The sequence below is a fragment of the Streptomyces mirabilis genome, from assembly GCF_018310535.1.
Lineage (GTDB): Bacteria > Actinomycetota > Actinomycetes > Streptomycetales > Streptomycetaceae > Streptomyces.
The window spans coordinates 5,032,748-5,050,637 of sequence record NZ_CP074102.1 but is presented as its reverse complement, the minus strand read 5'-3'; the positions used below and the strand labels follow the sequence as shown (position 1 = coordinate 5,050,637).

The 17,890-nt window shown below is 69.2% G+C and carries 6 protein-coding genes; 2 read left to right on the top strand and 4 right to left on the bottom strand.

Going from position 1 to position 17,890, the window contains the following annotated elements; genetic code table 11:
- Window positions 1-12: 12 nt before the first annotated feature.
- Window positions 13-11,028 carry a LamG-like jellyroll fold domain-containing protein gene (locus SMIR_RS22385; protein ID WP_212727287.1) on the bottom strand — a complete coding sequence of 3,672 codons (11,016 nt, stop codon included), beginning with the start codon at window positions 11,026-11,028 and terminating at the stop codon, window positions 13-15.
- Window positions 11,029-11,344: 316 nt separating this feature from the next.
- Window positions 11,345-12,073, bottom strand: a complete 729-nt coding sequence (locus SMIR_RS22380; protein ID WP_168492405.1) for an HNH endonuclease family protein — start codon at window positions 12,071-12,073, stop codon at window positions 11,345-11,347.
- A 162-nt stretch (window positions 12,074-12,235) separates the two neighbouring features.
- Here SMIR_RS22380 and SMIR_RS22375 point away from each other — a divergent pair, with 162 nt between their 5' ends.
- Window positions 12,236-12,424 (top strand): Rv0909 family putative TA system antitoxin, encoded by a 189-nt coding sequence (locus SMIR_RS22375; protein WP_168492408.1) that lies wholly within the window; start codon window positions 12,236-12,238, stop codon window positions 12,422-12,424.
- A gap of 179 nt (window positions 12,425-12,603) precedes the next feature.
- Here the strand turns inward: SMIR_RS22375 and SMIR_RS22370 are convergent, their stop codons facing one another.
- Window positions 12,604-13,527: an SCO6745 family protein gene (locus SMIR_RS22370; protein ID WP_168501083.1), complete on the bottom strand. Its 924-nt coding sequence runs from the start codon at window positions 13,525-13,527 to the stop codon at window positions 12,604-12,606.
- Between the two features lie 136 nt (window positions 13,528-13,663).
- Between SMIR_RS22370 and SMIR_RS22365 the strand changes: the two genes are divergently transcribed.
- Window positions 13,664-14,248, top strand: coding sequence for a TetR/AcrR family transcriptional regulator (locus SMIR_RS22365; RefSeq protein WP_422664457.1), 585 nt, complete (start codon window positions 13,664-13,666; stop codon window positions 14,246-14,248).
- 48 nt (window positions 14,249-14,296) lie between these two features.
- Here SMIR_RS22365 and mfd read toward each other — a convergent pair whose 3' ends face one another.
- Complete coding sequence (mfd, locus tag SMIR_RS22360) at window positions 14,297-17,827, bottom strand: transcription-repair coupling factor (RefSeq protein ID WP_168492412.1); 3,531 nt, start codon at window positions 17,825-17,827, stop codon at window positions 14,297-14,299.
- Window positions 17,828-17,890 lie beyond the last annotated feature (63 nt).

Here is a 17,890-nt window from a genome sequence, read left to right as displayed (position 1 = left end):
TTCCATCAGCCGTCACAGCGGTCCGGAGTAGCGCGACGGGTTGACCGCCGCTCGAAACGCGGAGTAGCCGTCTTCAGCGTAGGTCTCGCCGATTCCATGAAGCATCTTGAGACCCCTCCCAAGAAGCCCTCCATAGCAATTGGCCGTAGTGCAGAACCTTCCGCTGGAAGTGATCCCCATCATCTCGTAATTGCCACCCTCGGCGTTCAGTCTATCAAGGTGGCTGTACAGACTCTGCTCGGCATGTCCGGTTGTCGGAACAACGGTATGGCCGGAGAGTTCGTCCGCCACGTCCGACGCCATCGGTTCTGGCGACGTCAGCGCCGCCCAGTCCTCGATTTGCTTCGTGTCGTTATTCCACACCTTGGCGAGCCCGAGCGTGGATTGCTTGTTCTTGACCCGTTGAAACGTCTTCGCCGTCTTGATGTACATCCGCGCCATGTCGCCACGATCAATAGTGCAGTTGTGGACGAGGACGGGCGTGGTTCCGGCTTCCACATAGTACGTGTGAAGGGTGCCGATGGTGAGGTCGTACGTCGTGGTGTGCGCGTGGTACAGGCGAACGCCGGCGACCTCGGCCGTGCCGGTCGGGGTCTGGAGGACGTCGCCGGCCTTCAGATCCTTGGCCTCGACGAATGCAGACTGGGTCTCGTCGTAGAACGGGTGGTGGAACGTCGTCGTGAGGTGCGCACCCTTGGTGTCCTCACCCGCCTGCGCCGCCCCAGCCACCCCAGCGGCCTTGGTGTCCTGCGCGGACACCGTGCTGCTGACCGCCGCCACCGGAGCCGTCGTCGGCTCCTGAGCGTGCCCGTGGCTCGCCGCCAGCGCACCCAGTACCGCCGCTGACGCCGCCAGGCCAAATGCCGCCTTGCGGGCCACCTTCCGAGCGAAGGACTTCGCCCCGACCTTGGAGGTGTCCTTCGCCGCCGACTCGGTCGTCTTCTTGATGGTGAGGTCGACGAAGTCGTGGTCGGTGCGCGTCACGATCACGGCGGTGACCTTGTGAGCCTCCGTACCCGCAACACCCGGCACCGAGTTGGCGATTGTGTCGCCCACTCGCACATGGTCAATCGCCTTGGCGGTGCCGTCCGCCATGAGCACGGGAGTGGCACCAGTGAAGCTGTGGCACGTGGTCTTGGACTGGGACTGACTATTGGTCCCCGCCCCCTCCGACTCCGCCGCCGAAGCAGCCTCGTCCGTCGCATCCGCCGCCGCGGAATCACCGGCCTCGGTCGCTCCCTTGCCGAACAGTCCGCCCACGACCTTCATCGCCTTGGGCGCCACCTTCGCCAGGATCTTGCCGCCCAGGCTGCCCAGCGCACCGCCGACCGCGCCGGAGACCGCGCCCTCGAGTGCGGACTCGCCGAACGCACCCGCGCTGCAGTCGCCGCCACCGTTCTCGGCGCACTTGAAGCCCTGCTCGACCAGGGAGCCCGCCGCACCCGCGGCAGCGGCACACCCGATCGTGCCCAGGCCGGCCGTGAACGCCTCGCACCCCGCGAACACCGCCGTAGACACCACGAACGACGTGATCGCAGCCGCGTGGTGCTTGACGTACGTCGCCGTCGCCTTCGCCGCCTTGACCGTCGCGTGGTACGCGGTCCGTGCGACATGGGCGACCGCCTTCGCGGCCTTCTTCACGCCGCTCGCGATCTTGTGCGCCGCCTTCTTCACCGCGTGCACCACGCGATGCACCACACGTGAGGCCTTGTGATACGCCGTATGCACCGCATGGACTGCCGCGTGATAGATCCGTCTGACGTGCCTCGCCGCGTAGTGGTACACGCGCCGCACCACCCGCACCGTCGCGTGGTACACGTCCCGCACGTGGTGCACGATCTTGCGGGCCGCGTGCTTCACCGCGTGAACGATCTTCCGCGCCGCGTGCTTCACCGCGTGGTACACCTTGTGCGCCACGTGCGACACCGCGTGCTTGACCTTGTGCGCGACCTTCTTCGCCCCGCACACCACGTCGTACCAGGAGCAGTTGCCCGACTCGTCCGTACCCGCCATCGGGTTGTCGTCGACGTAGGCGAAGGGGTTCGCCGCCACCGAGTTCGGCACCGCGTTGAGCGAGACGCTGTCCTTGTTCAGGAACTGGCCCGTGTCCGGGCTGTACCAGCGCGACGCCGTGCCCACATCACCCGTGCCCGGTTCCGTCCAGCCCGACTGGAAGCCCAGGTGCCCCGTTACCGTGTTCGTCGGCGAGACCACCTTGCCCAACGGGTCGTACGACGCCGAACCGGTCAGCGAGGTCGCGCCCGACGTGAACGTGCCCACCACGTCGCTGTGCAGGTCCGTCAGGGCCAGCACCCCGCTGCCGCCCGACGGCTTGACGCCGATCACGCCGCCCGCCGGGTCGTACGTGTACGTGTTGTCGCCGTCCGACGCGATCGTGTTGTCCGCGCCGGAGTAGGCGAACGTACGCGTGCTCTGCGCCGTCGTGTCCGTGTCGGTGATGTTCCGGCCCAGGGCGTCCAGCGTGTAGGACTGCGTGCCGGCCGCGATCTGGCTGCCGAAAGCGTCCGTCTTGTACGCCACCGAACCCGACGTCTGCGACTCCTGCGTCATCGTGCCGCGCGCGGAGTAGTCGTAGGTGTGCGTGCCGTCCGAGGTCAGCTCGTCGCGGGCGTCGTAGGTGTAGACGTCCGAGCCGTTACGGATGCGGTTGCCCGAGGCGTCGTACGCGTAACTCTTCGTCGTCGAACCGTTGTTCCACGACGTCAGACGGTCCGACCAGTCGTACGTGTACGTGTTCGACGACGCGCCCGAGACTCCCGTCGTCGCCTTCGACGTCAGGTTGCCGTTGTTGTCGTAGCCGTACGAGAAGCTCGCCAGCGTCGACGCGCCCTGCACCAGGACATCGCTCGTCAGCTCGTGCGAGCTGTTGTAGCCGAACGTGCGGGTCTGGCCCGTCGAGCCGTACTTGACCGACTTGACCTCGTTCAACTGACCGTATGTGTACGTCAGTTGGGTGCCCGTTGCCGCGTCGTTCAGGGACGACAGGCGGCCCGCCGTGTCGTAGCCGTAGCTCGTCGTGCCCGCCGCGTCCGTCCGCGTCAGCATCGACGCGTCGTCGTTGTACGTGAAGTTGGAGGAGCCTGCCGAGCCCGAGGCCGTGAGGACGTCACCCCTGTCGTCGTACGTGAACGCGTCGTGCGTGGCGGCCTGGTGGTCCACCGCGCCCGCGATGCCGGCCTCGTCGGTGTCCGCCGACAGGACCCGGCCGTCCGCGTCGTAGTTGAAGCTGCGCTTCGCCGTCGCCGCGTCGGCGCCCGCTCCGGACATCGTCTTCAGCTGGCCGTTGACGTCGTACGTCATCGAGGTCGTGACGCCACCCGGAAGAGTGGCCGTCGTCAGCTGGCCGTCCGCGTCGTAGGCGAAGGTCGTCGTCGAGTCGGCGGCCGAGGTGTACTTGTCGGTCGTCGGTTCGATCACCTTCTCCTGCTGGCCCCACGGCGTGTACGTGTAGCGCCAGGAGTTGCCGCGGCCGTCGGTGAAGCGCGTGCGGTTGCCCGCCGCGTCGTAGCCGAAGGTCGTGGTGATCGACGTCGAAGCGTCCACCGGCTCGACCTGCTGCGTGATCGCGCCCGACGCGTCGTACGTCCAGCGGGTGGTGTGCTGGTTGGCGTCCGTGGACGCGACCATGTTGCCCACGCCGTCGTACTGCTGCGATGTCGAGGACAGCACGGCGCCGTTCGCGTCGTACTCGCGCGTCGCCGTCGGGTCGTCGGAGGCGTTGTAGTCCGTCTCCGTCCGGGTGCCGTCCGCCAGCGTCGTCTTCGTCGTGTTGCCCTCGAAGTCGTAGCCGTAGCGGGTCGTGTTGCCCGCGCCGTCCGTGACCGAGGTGATGTCACCGGCCCGGTTGTAGGCGTAGGTGTTCGTGACACCGCCCGGCGAGGTCGTCGACGCGGTGTGGGCGCCGTACGGGTTGCCGGTCGTGACCGCGTACGAGTTCGTCGTCGTCAGCGTCCTCGTCGACGGGTAGCGCTCCATCGTCGTCGAGGTGAGCTGGCGGCCCATGAAGTCGAACGTCGCCTGGGTCTGCGCGCCCGCGGCGTCCGTCGCCGACAGCTGTTCGCCGTTGGTGTCGTACACCGCGTGCGTCTTGGTGCCGTCGGGCGCCGTGATCTGGGCGAGGTTGCCCATCTGGTCGTAGAGGTACGAGGTGGTCTTGCCGCTCGGGCTGATCTCGTCGGTCTGATTGCCCTCGCTGTCGTACTTCCAGACCGTGGTGCCCGCGTTGGGCGTCGAGGCGCCCGCGGGGGTGTACGAGGGGAGCGCCTCGGAGACCTTGTTGCCGTTGGCGTCGTACGCCGTGGTCGTGACCAGGCCGTTCGGGTCCTCCTCCTCGACGCCCTCGCCGAAGGTGTTGAAGCCGCTGGTGGTGACGGGGTGGACGGTCGCCGCCGTGGTGCCGTCGGGCTCGGACTGGACGGCGGGCGCGGTGGAGACCGCGAGGTTGCCGGCCTCGTCGTAGGCGTACGTCGTGGTGTTCTGCTCGGCGTCCGTCGTGGACGTCGGCAGGCCCCGCTTGTCGTAGGCGTACTTGGTGGTCTGCTCGGTGGAGGAGCCGACCGTGCCGCCCGTGCGGCCCTTGCCGTAGAGGGAGGTGACGTCGGTCGCGGACAGGGCCCGCTGGTAGACCTGCACGTCACCGACCGAACCGGCGACGACGTCGCTCGTCGTGCCGTCCGCCTTCTCGGTGCCGCCGATGGACAGCGGTCCGGTGCCCGTCCAGGGCGCGGTGTCGGTGCCCGAGCCTGCCTGGGCACCGTTGACGTACAGCTTCATGGAGCCGGTCGTCGAGTCGAAGACGCCGACCAGGTGCGTCCAGGTGTTCAGCGTCGGTGCCGCGGTGGCGGTGGCGTCGTAGAACGCGGTCGGGGAGGCCACGTCGGCGTTGGCCGCGTGGAAGCGGTACGCGTTGTCGGCCTTCGAGTACTGCAGATAGAAGGAGGCCCGGTTGGTGCCGCCCTGCGCGACGAAGGTGCGGTAGGTGGAGGTGTCGCTGAGGTTGACCCAGGCGGACACCGTGTAGGAGGCGGTGGTGTCCAGGACCGGGCCGGTGGTGTCGACGAGATTGCCGGTGCCGGTGGTGGTGCCCGCGAACTTCGCCGCGCTGTCCGACCAGGTCACGCCCGACCCGGCGGTGGCGGTGTTGCCGGTGCCGGAGGAGTCGGTGATGTTGGTGCCGGAGTCCTGGTTGAGCTTCCACCAGCCGGCCGGGTGCCCGGAGGCGTCCCCGTACAGCGTCTCGCTGAGCACGTTGCCCATGGCGTCGTACGTGCTGGTGGTGGTGCGGTCATAGCCCGTGGCGTCGTGGTCGTTCTCGCTCGCGACCTGGTCGTCCGGGGTGTACGAGACCGTGGAGACACGGTCCACGCCGGTCGGGTCGACCGTGGTGGAGGTGGTGCGGGAGGCCGCGTCGACCTTGTAGTCGGTGACGGTCTCACCGTTGTCGGAGGTCGAGGTGAGCAGGTTCCCGGCGGCGTCGTAGGTGTCCGACTCCAGGACGTAGCTCTTCGTGCCGTCGGCGCTGGTCCGCTTCACCGAGGCGGTCAGACCGTCGTCCAGGTAGGTGTACGAGGTGGTGTTGCCCATCGCGTCGGTCACCGACTGGAGGCGGCCGGCCGGGTCGTAGGCGCGCGAGGACTCGGTGAGCAGGGTCGCGGTCCCCGGGTTGACCGGGTCACCGGTGTACATCAGGGCCTGCGTGAGCAGGTTGCCGTTGTCGTCGTACGTGTAGCGGGTCTCGTTGCCCGCCGAGGTGACTTCCTTGGTCTTGTTGCCCTGGTTGTCGTAGGTGTACGTGGTCGTGTTGCCGTTGCTCGCACCCGCGACGGCGTTGGCGTCCGACTCGGTCAGCAGGTGGTCGTAGGCGTCGTAGGTCTGCGTCTCGGTGCGCGCGGTGTCGCCGCCGCTCGCGTCGGCGACGGTCTGCGAGGTGACGTTGCCGTCCTCGTCGTAGACGGTCGAGGAGACGGCGGCGTGGGTGGCTCCGGTGACGCGGTCGGTGAGCTGCGGGTCGTGCTCCTCGGTGACCTGGCCGTTCAGGTCGTACTTGTACGAGGTGGTCAGGCCGTTCGGATAGGTGTCCGAGACGACCTTCTGGCTGAGGACCTGGCCGAGGCCGTCGTAGGTGTACGTCGTCGCCAGGCCGATGGCGTCGGTGGTCGAGGCGACGTCGCCGTTCATGAAGTACGCCACCTGGTTGACCGCGCCGCCGGGGCTGATCGTCTTCACGGGCAGGCCCTTGGGCACCACTCCGCCGTCGGCGGACGGGTAGGTGCTGGTGCCGTCGCTGAAGACGGTCGTGGTGGTGCGGCCCTTGGGGAATCCGGGGACGGCCGGGCCGGTGATACCGGTCTGGTTGCCCTGCGCGTCGTACGCGTACGTGGTCAGGTAGGTGTTGTCGGTCGCCGACGCGGAGCGTCCGTCGCGCTCGGTCAGCAACTGGTCGTTGCGCGGGTCGGTGGTGGTGAGCTGGGCCGTGGTGTCGTCCGGGTAGTACGTGTAGTACTCGGACGAGCACTTGTTCGCGGACTCGTCCTGGCAGGCGGTCGAGGAGACGATGTTGCCGCGTACGTCGTGACCGGTGATGTTCATCGAGCCGTTGGGGTCGGTGACCGTGTGCTCGAAACCGGCGGAGTCGTAGCCGAAGCTCGTCTTGTTGCCGAGGCCGTCGGTCTCGGTCAGCGCCCGGTTGCCGTTGTCGACGTCGTAGGTGTAGGTGAGCGTGGCGTTCGCCGGGGAGGTCACCTTGACCGTCTCGACCGGCAGCAGACCGGTGGAGTTCTTCGCGGCCTCCCACTGCTGGGCCACGTCCGCCGCGGCCATCTGGGAGCGGTAGACGGCGACCTCGGCGATAGAGCCCTTGAAGTAGGTGGCGTAACCGGTGTTGCTGGTGGTGCTGGTGTGCGACTCGTCGGGCCAGTTGCCGCCGATGAAGCCCGCGCCGACGTACTGGTTGGTCTGGACGCTCATCGCGGCCGTGCCGGTCTGCGAGGCCACCAGCGTGTCGTCGAGGTACAGCGCCTGGCTGTCGGACGCCGTCGACAGCACGACGTGGTGCCACTTGCCGTCGGTCACCGCGGCTGCGGAGCCGATGGGTTTGGTGGATCCGCCGGAGAAGTAGAACTCGCCGTACAGCTTTCCGCTGCTGCCGACGTAGAGGACGGGCGTGTAGTTGCCGGTGGTGGTGCCTGAGCTCAGCGGGTCCTTGGACGCGCCGAGCAGCACGCCGTTCGCCGTGGAGGTCTTGAACCACATGCTGACCGACTCGGCGCCCGCGCCGGGCAGGATGCCGCTGGGCAGCGCCATGGACGAGGTGCTGCCGTCGAACGTCGCGGCCTTCTGGTCGCTGAACGGTCCCGTCGCGCCGAGCGTCACCGCGTTGTACGTGCCGTTGCCGCCGCGCACCTCGTCGACGGCGGCGGTGGCGCCGGCCGCCTCACCGAGACGGAAGTAGCCCGCGGGCGCTCCGCCGAGGACCGCGCCCCGGTAGGTCTGGCTGGAGCCGGTGACCGTGGGCGCCCCGAGCTTCCAGACGCCGCCGTTCTCGTCGGTGAGCTGGGTGAGGGTGGTGGTGCCCGGGTCGTACTGCATGGCCGCGTACGTCTTGCCGGACGGCCTGGTGATGGAGGTCAGCAGGCTCGCCGCGTGGGTGCCGTACTGGTAGAGGGCGTTGACGTCGGCGGCGACCAGCGGGCGGCCGTACCAGGCGGCGTCCGCGACCGAGCCGTTGAAGTAGGTGGCGTAGCCGGTCTTGTCGCTGGAGTTCTGGTGCGGCTCGTCGGGCCAGTTGCCGCCGAGGAAGCCGGTGCCGAGGTAGTTGAAGGACTGGTTCTTGCCGAAGGCGACCGCGCTCTGGATGGAGACGGTGCCGGTGCGTGAGCCGATCTTCGCGTTGTCGACGTACAGCGTCTGCGAGTTGCCCGCGGCCGACAGCACCACGTGATGCCACTTGCCGTCGGCGACCGACGCGGTCGTGACGATCGGGTTGATGCCGCCGCTGTACCAGAACTCGGCGTTCAGCTTGCCGTCGGTGCCGACGTAGATCGAGGGGGTGTAGAAGCCCGCGGCCTGTCCGGAGCCGATGGGTTGGGAGGCGTAGGAGTAGAGGACGCCGGGGCCCGCGGAGGTCTTGAACCAGAGCGAGAGCGCGCCGGAGTCGGTGTCGTTGCCGGTGTTCTTCGGCAGCGAGACGTCGGAGGTGGTGCCGTTGAAGGTGGCGACGGTGGAGGAGGAGCCGGTGAGCGGGCCACCGCTCTGGCCCGTCGTCACGTTCTCGTAGGTCGCGTTGTCGGTGCCCTCGCCCGCGAGGACGGCGTCCTTGGCGGTCGTCGCGCCCGAGGCCTCCGACAGCGGCCACATGGCGTGCGGGTCGAGGTCGAGCGAGGCGTTCTGGTACTGCGAGCCGCTCGTGTAGCCGTACGTCGTGCACTTGGTCGTCGACAGCGGCGAGCACACCTTGGTGAGCTGGTCGCCGGTGTAGCCGTACGTCCAGGTCTGCGCGGTGGAGGAGTCGCCGGCGGTGACCGGGTCGGTGACGACGGTCTGGACGTGCGCGGCCGACGCGCCGGACGGCGTGAACCAGGTCAGGTTGAGGGAACGGCTGGAGACCGCGGACGTCATCTTCGTGATGTGGCCGCTGGTCCAGGTGAAGGTGATGGACCGCCCGTTGGCGTCCGTCACGGAGAGCAGACCGTACGCGCCCGACCCCAGGGACTGGGTGAACGTGTAGACCGTGTCGTCCTTGTCGGTCAGCTTGTAGCCGCCGCCCGTGACCGTGGTGAAGGTGGCGAACCGCCCGTTGCCCGGGGCGAACGTGCCGTCGCTGTTCTTGCCGTACCCGACCTGCGAACCGTCCGGGTAGGTGACGTTGACACTGGAGACCGCGCCCGACGCCGTGTACTGCTCGGTCGCCCGCGCGTCGAAGATGCTCGACCAGCCGGACCCGAACGCGCCGGTCCAGCGCGGGTCACGGGAGTTGTAGTCGCGCTCCACGTCCAGCGAGGGGCCGACGGTGGAGATCGAGGCGTCGGTGTCGGAGGTGGTGTAGTTGCCGATCGACGCGTCGAAGCCGTGGTCACTGCTGTTCTGCGACAGACCCGAGGTGATCACGGGTTGCGGCACTTGGACCGAGAGCGCGTACGGATCCGCCGTGGAATAAAGGGCCGTCGTCGAGTCGTACGCCTGAACGGTCCACGTGTACTGCTTGCCCCAGGCCAGCTTGCCCGCCGGGACCGTCCAGTCTCCGGTGGAGACCAGGCCCGAGTCCGCGACCTTGGTGTTGGTCGCGTCGTAGACCTTGAAGACGTACTGGCCGGCGCTGCCGCTGGAGTTGGCGCCGCCCGCCCAGGCGGTCAGCTCGGGGGTGGTGGTGCCCACGACCGCGTTGTCGGCGGGGAACTGCTCGTACAGCTGCGGCGCCGTGTTGCCCGTGTAGGTGACCACGATGTACGGGCCGAGCCCGGGGTCGTTGAAGGAGCCGAACTGCTTCCAGTGCAGGTTGTCGGTCGTCGACGCGTAGAGCGCGAGGCCGTAGTCGGCGGTGGTGCCGTTCATCCAGCCCTGGATGGCGGACGTGGACAGGGAGACGGTCACGTTGTCGCCGACGGTGCGGTCGGCGCCGGTGTTGGCGCAGGCGTTGGGCACGCTCGGCGTCGCGTTGCCGATCGACGAGCCGTACGTCGGCCCCGGGTAGCTGGTGACGCCCTCCGGAGTCCAGGCCTTCGTCACCAGCGCGACGTCGAAACGCTCGGCGGTGCAGGTGGCGGCCCAGGTGTCGAAGAGGTGCAGGGTCGCGGAGGAGACGGTGACGCCGCTGCCGTCCCAGGCGGTGTCCCAGTGGTTGACGTAGCTGGCCGCGGAGTGGGTGCCGGAGTCGTAGGAGCCGACCTTGACGGTCTGCTCGTAGGAGTGGTCGCCCGCGGCGCCGGACTCGGCGTAGGTGGTGGTCCAGCCGTCCGTGACCTGCGGGTCGACGGTGACCGGGAAGACGCGGCGCGCATCGTGCAGCCAGCTGTCGTCGAGGGTCACCTTCAGCGCGTAGCCGTCCTTGTCGTGGACGAGCTCGGTGGTGACGTCGTGGGTGGTGGCCGGGTCCCCGGAGCGCGGGTTCACCTTCGAGTCGTAGGCGTACGACGCGGGGACGCGCTCGACGGTCCTGCCGGCGGAGTCACGCAGGTCGATCGACCCGCTCTTGGTCTGGACGGGCGTGAGGCCCTTGAGGTCCAGCGGGAAGGTCCAGCTGTTCCCTGCGTCCGCGGAACGCAGGACAACCGCGTCCTTGACCCCGGTCGCGGTGGGGGCGACCTGGAGATCGGTGTCCGTCAGGACGTTCTCGTACGTGACGCGCGAGCCGTCCGCCGTGCCCTTGACGGAGGCCGCGCCCTTGAGTCCGTAGGAAAGGGAGTGCGCGCTGTCGGCGGCGAAGGAGACGAGGCCGGAGTCACTGGCCTTGGCGCCGAAGTCGACGCCGACGGAGTTGGCCTTCTCGTGCCAGCGGCCGTCAGGACCGGCTCTCACGTCCACATCGATCGGCGCCCATCTCCCCTTCCCGACCTGATAGTTGATGGGTGTCGGGGATATTCGGCGGGTGATGCTGCCGTCGGCGTTGTCGTAGACGGTGTCGGTGCGCGAGGACTTGGCCGCGTTGCGCTTGCTGGTCTTGGGGTTGTAGGTACCGCCGCCGCGGCTCTTGCCCTGCTGAACGGCGGGCTTGTGCGGCTGGTAGGCGGCGAGTTCGCCCTTCCCCTTGCCCGGCGCCCTGCCCACACCGCGCTTGGCGTCCGTCGTCTTCGCGGAGACGTGGTGGGCGTGTCCGGCCGCGGTGCCCGACTTCTGGTGCGGGATCCGCCCCCAGTGCGGGTCCTGGAACCAGGCCACCACGGAGGACAGGCTCGGCATCGAGAGGGACACATGGCCCAACTCACGCCCGTCGGCAACCGCCTGCTGGGTCGTCAGCATCAGTGCGAGCGCCGTCAGGGCGACCATGGCCACCTGCCGCCGGACGCGGTGCATACGGCTGACGGGACGGCGGGGCTGGCGGGAACGGCGGGCAGGCCGAATGCGCACGGCTTCGACTCCAACAGTCAAAGGAGATCAGGCAGGGGAAACGCGCAGGGGACGCACAGAAAACCCGCTGATCTTGACTGTTGTGAACATGCCGCGAACAGGCACGAGGAACGTTTTTGGCCTTACCTTGACCGGATCTTGCTGAACCAAGTCGACTTGTTTCGACTCGCCCCTTTGCTTCTTGTGAACTCCTTTGCGGACTCCTCACCTTCTTGACAGATTCTCGTCATCTCGCCCTTGCGCCAGGCCATATGAAACGACGTCAGTTGGCGGTGAACCGCTTCGGCGCCTGGGTCGGATTGCCGCCCGAGGGAAGCTTCTGGCCGGGGCACTCGGAGAGCACCTTCTTCATCGCGGCCTTCTCCCCGCCGGTGACCCACAACCCGTACTTCTTCTTCACGGCCACCTGCGCGGCCACATACGCGCAGCGGTACCCCTTGTTGGGCGGGAGCCAGGTCGCGGTGTCGCCGTCGCCCTTGCTGCGGTTGGTGCTCGCGTCGACGGACAGCAGGTTGAGCGGATCGTTGGCCAGCGCTATCCGCTTGCTCGCGTCCCAGTACTTGGCGCCCTTCTGCCAGGCGTCCGAGAGCGCGACGAGGTGGTCTATGTCCACCAGGCTGCGGCCGCGCTTGTACGTCACTTCCTTACCGGAGTACGGGTCCGGGTCGAGCGCCCCGGAGACCACCTTGCAGGTGCCGCCGGTGAACTTCACGTTCTTCAGGTCCCGCTTGAGGATGTCGTCGCGGGTGTCGCACTTGTTGGAGTCCGTGTCGGCCCAGGCCGTGCCGAACCTCGCCCTGCTGTAGCCCGTCTTGGGCGCGCGCCCCTTGACGGTCAGCGAGTCCACGGCGGTGAGCGCGGCGCCGCCGCCGGCCGCCGTGCCCTGCGGGCCGGCGGAACCCGTGGTGTCCTTCTTGCAGCCGCTGACCCCCGCGCCGACGACGAACAGCACCAGTGCGGCAGCAGCCGCCCCACCCCTCAGACGCACCACGACGCCCCTCCCCTTGTTCCCCGGGTCCGCCCTGTACAGGGCGCGTTTCCCTGGTGCCCACGGTAGCGGCGGGTATGCCCAGGCCATACCCTCCTTCAACGGGCAATAGGTGCACGCCGGGCGTATCGTCGGTGGTGACCGACCTCCGGAAGGAGCTCCCGCATGGGCATCTTCGACAGATTCAAGGATCAGGCGAAGTCCAAGGGCAAGGACATGTCCGACGCCGGGGAACGGGAGATCAACGAGAAGACGGGCAACAAGTACACGGACCAGGTCGACGACGCCCAGCAGAAGATCGAGGGCGCGACGGGCATGGACCGCGAACCGACCGACCGGCCCGATCAGCCGTAGACCCCGGTCAGCCGTAGACGCGGAGACGCGCGAGGCACGACACACCCACCGATCGACCTGTGACACCGAGGCCGTCCGCAAGGCTCCACCCCCGCGGGCGGCTTCACTTGCGTCGCCCGGCACCGCACGCACTCACGCCCGCATGCTCACACCCCCACGCACCCCCCACACCCTCCCCTTCACACCTTCCCGATCCCCAGCGTGGACTCCGACGGCAGCAGCCCCGAACCCAGCACCGCGACCCAGAACTCGCCGAGCAGCTCGGTCAGTCGGCCGCGGTCGGACGGGGTGAGGACGAGCCAGGGCGCGGCGGCCAGTTCGTCCGTGTGACGTTCGACCTCGGCGCGCAGCTCGCGACCCGCGGGTGTGGCGGTGCCGGATTCGGTCACGAGGCCGCGCGCGACGAGGCGCTCACGGGCGGCGCTCCACTCCTGCGGGCTCCAGCCACGGCTCTCGAAGCGCTCGACGGAGGCCGCGCCGATCGCCGCGAAGGACACGAGCGCTTCGACGGGGTCGAGCCCGGCGACGAGCAGCGCCGCGAGGTGGCCGTCACCCCGGTGCTCGCGCAGGATCGTCGCCGCATGCCACAACTGGAGGTGCGGGGCGGCCGGCCACGCCGGCTCCGCGTTGGCCGCGGCCATGGGCCGGCCCGCGGTGTCCGCGGCCTTGGCGGCGCGGCGCAACAGCCCTGCGGCCTCGACGAGTTCGGGGCTCGCCGCGCGGTCGCCGAATATCGCGCGGTACGCCCGGTCCATCCCCCGTTCCCTCGCCTTCAGCACGTCCGCGGGGCTCGCGGTGTCCCACGCGGAGTCCATGTGCGCGGCGACCATCCGCGGGCTGAAGCTGTAGAAGGCGGAGGAGACGCGCTCGCTCCCGACCGCCCCCAACGGCGCGGCACGGAAGGGGAAGTACGTCGGCCAGCGCTCCTCCGCCGACCCGACGTACCCGAGCGCGGCCGACTCCTCGAAGACCTCCGGCGCGTAGTAGAGCACGGCGTGCAGGGGCTCCAGCAGGTGCCACAGGCGACGCACCTCGCCGAGCTCGACCCCGGCCCCCGTCCCGATCCCGATCTCCCTACCGACAGCCCCGTCCCCCTGAACCATCCCGGCCATCTCACTACCGTGCTCCGACATGACGAACCCCCTCGTCCCGTTCCACCCACACGACAACTTGACACTGACAAGATTGCCCGAACCCATCGAACTTGTCAATGCCTAGATTCCGCGTACGCTGATGACCATGGAGACCGCGAAGACCACTCCCGAACGTCCCTATCACCACGGCGACCTGCGTCGCGCGATCCTGAGCGCCGCGCTCGACGTCATCGCCGCCGAAGGCCCGTCCGCGCTGAGCCTGCGCGACCTGGCCCGCCGGGCAGGCGTCTCGCACGCGGCTCCGGCCCACCACTTCAAGGACCGCACCGGCCTGCTCACGGCGATCGCGGCCGAGGGCCACGCGCTGTTGTCGGCCGCGCTCACCGAGGCCACGGACCTACGGGACGCGGGCGTCCACTACGTACGCTTCGCGCGTGAGCACCCCGCGCACTTCCAGGTCATGTTCACGCCGGAGCTGCTGCGCGAGAACGACCTGGAGCTGACCACGGCCCGCGCCCTGACCGCGGACCGCCTGCGCCAGGCCGTCTCCGACCGAGTGCCGGAACCGGGCACCGACCCCCGCCTCGCCGGAGTCGCCGCCTGGTCCCTGGCCCACGGCTTCGCCACGCTGCTCCTCGGCCACAACCTGGACGGCGCGCTCGGCGACCAGGACCCCGAGGAGGTCTTCCGCACCCTGACGGGAATGCTGTTCCAGCCACCGTCGGCGTGACCTTGGCCTCCACCACCAGCGTGCCGATCCGTACGACTCCTCCAACCCCTACGACCCGAGAATCGTCGCCAGGAACTCCCCGGTCCACCCCAGCAACTCCCGCCCGACCAGCGGCTTCCCGCCGACCTTCGCCGTCTTCGGGCGGGGCACCAGGAGCTGGTGGGCGGCCGGCTTGATGACCGTGCCCGGGTAGAGCCGCTTGAGGCGGAGTTCCTGGGACTCGCGCAACTCCGCCGGTGCGAAGCGGATGTTGTTGCCCTGGAGCACGACCTCGCCGACGCCGCACGCCCGCGCGAGCATCCGCAGGCCCGCGACGAGCAGCAGGTTCTCCACCGGCTCGGGCAGCTTGCCGTAGCGGTCGGTGAGTTCCTCGCGTACGGCCTTGACGTCCTCCTCCGTGTTGGCGGAGGCGATGGCGCGGTAGGCCTGCAGACGCAGCCGCTCGCCCGGCGCGTAGTCGTGCGGGACGTGCGCGTCGACCGGCAGCTCGATCTTGACCTCCAGGGGCGGCTCCTCCTCGACTCCGCCTTCCAGGGAGGCCCGGTAGTCCGCGACCGCCTCGCCGACCATGCGGACGTACAGGTCGAAGCCGACGCCCGCGATGTGACCCGACTGCTCGCCGCCGAGCAGATTGCCCGCGCCGCGGATCTCCAGGTCCTTCATCGCCACGTACATGCCCGCGCCCATCTCCGTGTGCTGGGCGATGGTCGCGAGCCGCTCGTGCGCGGTCTCCGTCAGAGGCTTCTCCGGCGGGTACAGGAAGTAGGCGTAGCCGCGCTCACGGCCTCGGCCCACCCGGCCGCGCAACTGGTGCAGCTGCGAGAGACCGAAGTTGTCGCCGCGCTCCACGATCAGCGTGTTGGCGTTGGAGATGTCGATGCCGGATTCGACGATCGTGGTCGACACCAGCACGTCGAACCTCTTCTCCCAGAAGTCGACGACCACCTGCTCCAGAGCCTGCTCCCCCATCTGGCCGTGCGCCGTCGCGATACGCGCCTCGGGGACAATCTCACGCAGCCGCGCCGCCGCCCGGTCGATCGACTCGACCCGGTTGTGGATGTAGAAGACCTGGCCCTCGCGCAGCAGTTCGCGGCGGACGGCCGCGCCGATCTGCTTCTCCTCGTACGGGCCGACGAAGGTCAGCACCGGGTGCCGCTCCTCCGGCGGGGTGGTGATCGTGGACATCTCCCGGATGCCCGTCACCGCCATCTCGAGCGTACGGGGAATCGGGGTGGCGGACATCGTCAGGACGTCCACGTTGGCGCGCAGCTTCTTCAGCTGCTCCTTGTGCTCGACGCCGAAGCGCTGCTCCTCATCGACGATGACCAGGCCCAGGTCCTTGAACTTGGTCTCGGCGGAGAACAGCCGGTGGGTGCCGATGACGACGTCCACCGCGCCGTCCCGCAGGCCCTCCAGGACGGCCTTCGCCTCCGTGTCGGTCTGGAAGCGCGACAGGGCGCGGACGTTCACCGGGAACTGCGAGTAGCGCTCGGAGAAGGTCCCGAAGTGCTGCTGCACCAGCAGCGTCGTCGGCACCAGGACCGCGACCTGCTTGCCGTCCTGCACCGCCTTGAAGGCCGCGCGGACCGCGATCTCCGTCTTGCCGTAGCCGACGTCGCCGCAGATCAGGCGGTCCATCGGGACCGTCTTCTCCATGTCCTCCTTGACCTCGGCGATGGTCGTGAGCTGGTCGGGGGTCTCCGCGTACGGGAAGGCGTCCTCGAGTTCGCGCTGCCAAGGGGTGTCGGAACCGAACGCATGACCGGGGGCCGCCATGCGCGCGCTGTACAGCTTGATCAGGTCCGCCGCGATCTCCTTGACCGCCTTCTTGGCGCGCGCCTTGGTCTTCGTCCAGTCGGCGCCGCCCAGGCGGTGCAGGGTGGGGGCCTCGCCGCCGACGTACTTGGTGATCTGTTCCAGCTGGTCGGTGGGGATGTAGAGGCGGTCGCCGGGCTGGCCGCGCTTGGCCGGGGCGTACTCCACCACCAGGTATTCGCGAGTCGCGCCCTGGACGGTCCGCTGCACCATCTCGATGTAGCGGCCGACACCGTGCTGCTCGTGCACGATGTAGTCGCCCGCTTCGAGCGTGAGGGGATCGATGGTCTTGCGGCGGCGGGCCGGCATGCGCGCGCCGTCCTTGCCTGCCGCCTTCTGGCCGGAGAGGTCGGTCTCCGTGAGGACGGCGAGCCTGAGCGCCGGGTCCACGAAGCCGTAGTCGATCGAACCGCACGCGACCTGCACCACGGCGGGCGTCAGCTCGGTCAGCTCCGCGTCGAGGCGGGCCGCGATGCCCTCACCGCCGAGGACCTCGACGGTACGGGCGGCGGGGCCGTGCGCCTCGGTGACGTACACCGTGCGCCAGCCGTCCGCGAGCCAGCCCTTGGTGTCGGCGAGCGCCCTGGCCGTGTCGCCGCGGTAGGTCTCGGGGGCGTGCATGCCGAGCTTGAGGGTGTCCGCGTCCAGTTCCTCGTCGGCCGCGAACGGCGACACCGACCACCACATCATGTCCAGCTCGCGCGCCCGGTCGCGGACGTCCGCGATGGCCCACAGGGAGGCCGCGCCGACGTCGATGGGGGCCTCGCCGCCCCCGGCCGTCGCCGCCCAGGACGCCTGCAGGAACTCGTGCGAGGTCGCCACCAGGTCCGCGGCCCGCGTCCGCACCCGCTCCGGGTCGCAGACGACGGCCATCGAGCCCTTGGGCAGGACGTCGAGCAGCAGTTCCATGTCGTCGACGAGGACCGGAGCCAGCGACTCCATTCCTTCCACGGCGATGCCCTCGGCGATCTTGCCGAGCAGTTCGCCCAGCTCGGGGTGTTCCTCGGCGAGCCGGGCCGCCCGTCGGCGCACCTCGTCCGTCAGGAGCAGCTCGCGGCAGGGCGGCGCCCACAGTCCGTGCTCGGCGACCTCGAGGGAACGCTGGTCGGCGACCTTGAAGTAACGGATCTCCTCGACGTCGTCGCCCCAGAACTCCACCCGGAGGGGGTGCTCCTCGGTGGGCGGGAAGACGTCCAGGATGCCGCCGCGCACGGCGAACTCGCCGCGCTTCTCGACGAGCTCGACCCGGGAGTACGCGGCTGCCGCGAGCGCCTCGACGATCCCGCCGAGGTCAGCGCTCTGCCCCGTCCGCAGGGCGACCGGCTCCAGGTCTCCCAGGCCCTTGACCTGCGGCTGAAGCACCGAGCGTACCGGGGCGACGACGACCGACACCGGGCCGGTCTCGGGGTCGTCCGGGCGCGGGTGCGCCAGGCGGCGCAGCACGGCGAGACGGCGGCCGACGGTGTCCGACCGGGGGGAGAGCCGCTCGTGCGGGAGCGTCTCCCACGACGGGTACTCCACGACCGTGTCGGCCGGGAGGAGGGACCTGAGCGCCGCGGCCAGGTCCTCGGCCTCGCGTCCCGTCGCCGTCACGGCCAGTACGGGGCGGCCGGCGTCGCGGGCCAGGGCCGCCACCGCGAAGGGGCGGGCGGCGGGCGGGCCGACCAGGTCGATGTGCATCCGGTTGCCGTCGGTGGCGGCCTTCACCGCTTCCGCGAGGGCGGCGTCCTTGACGACGGCGTCGAGCAGACCGTGCAGGCTCATGAAGGGCTTCCATCCCGGAGAGAGGGCAACGCGAACCGCCCGACACGTCTCGACGGGCCGGGG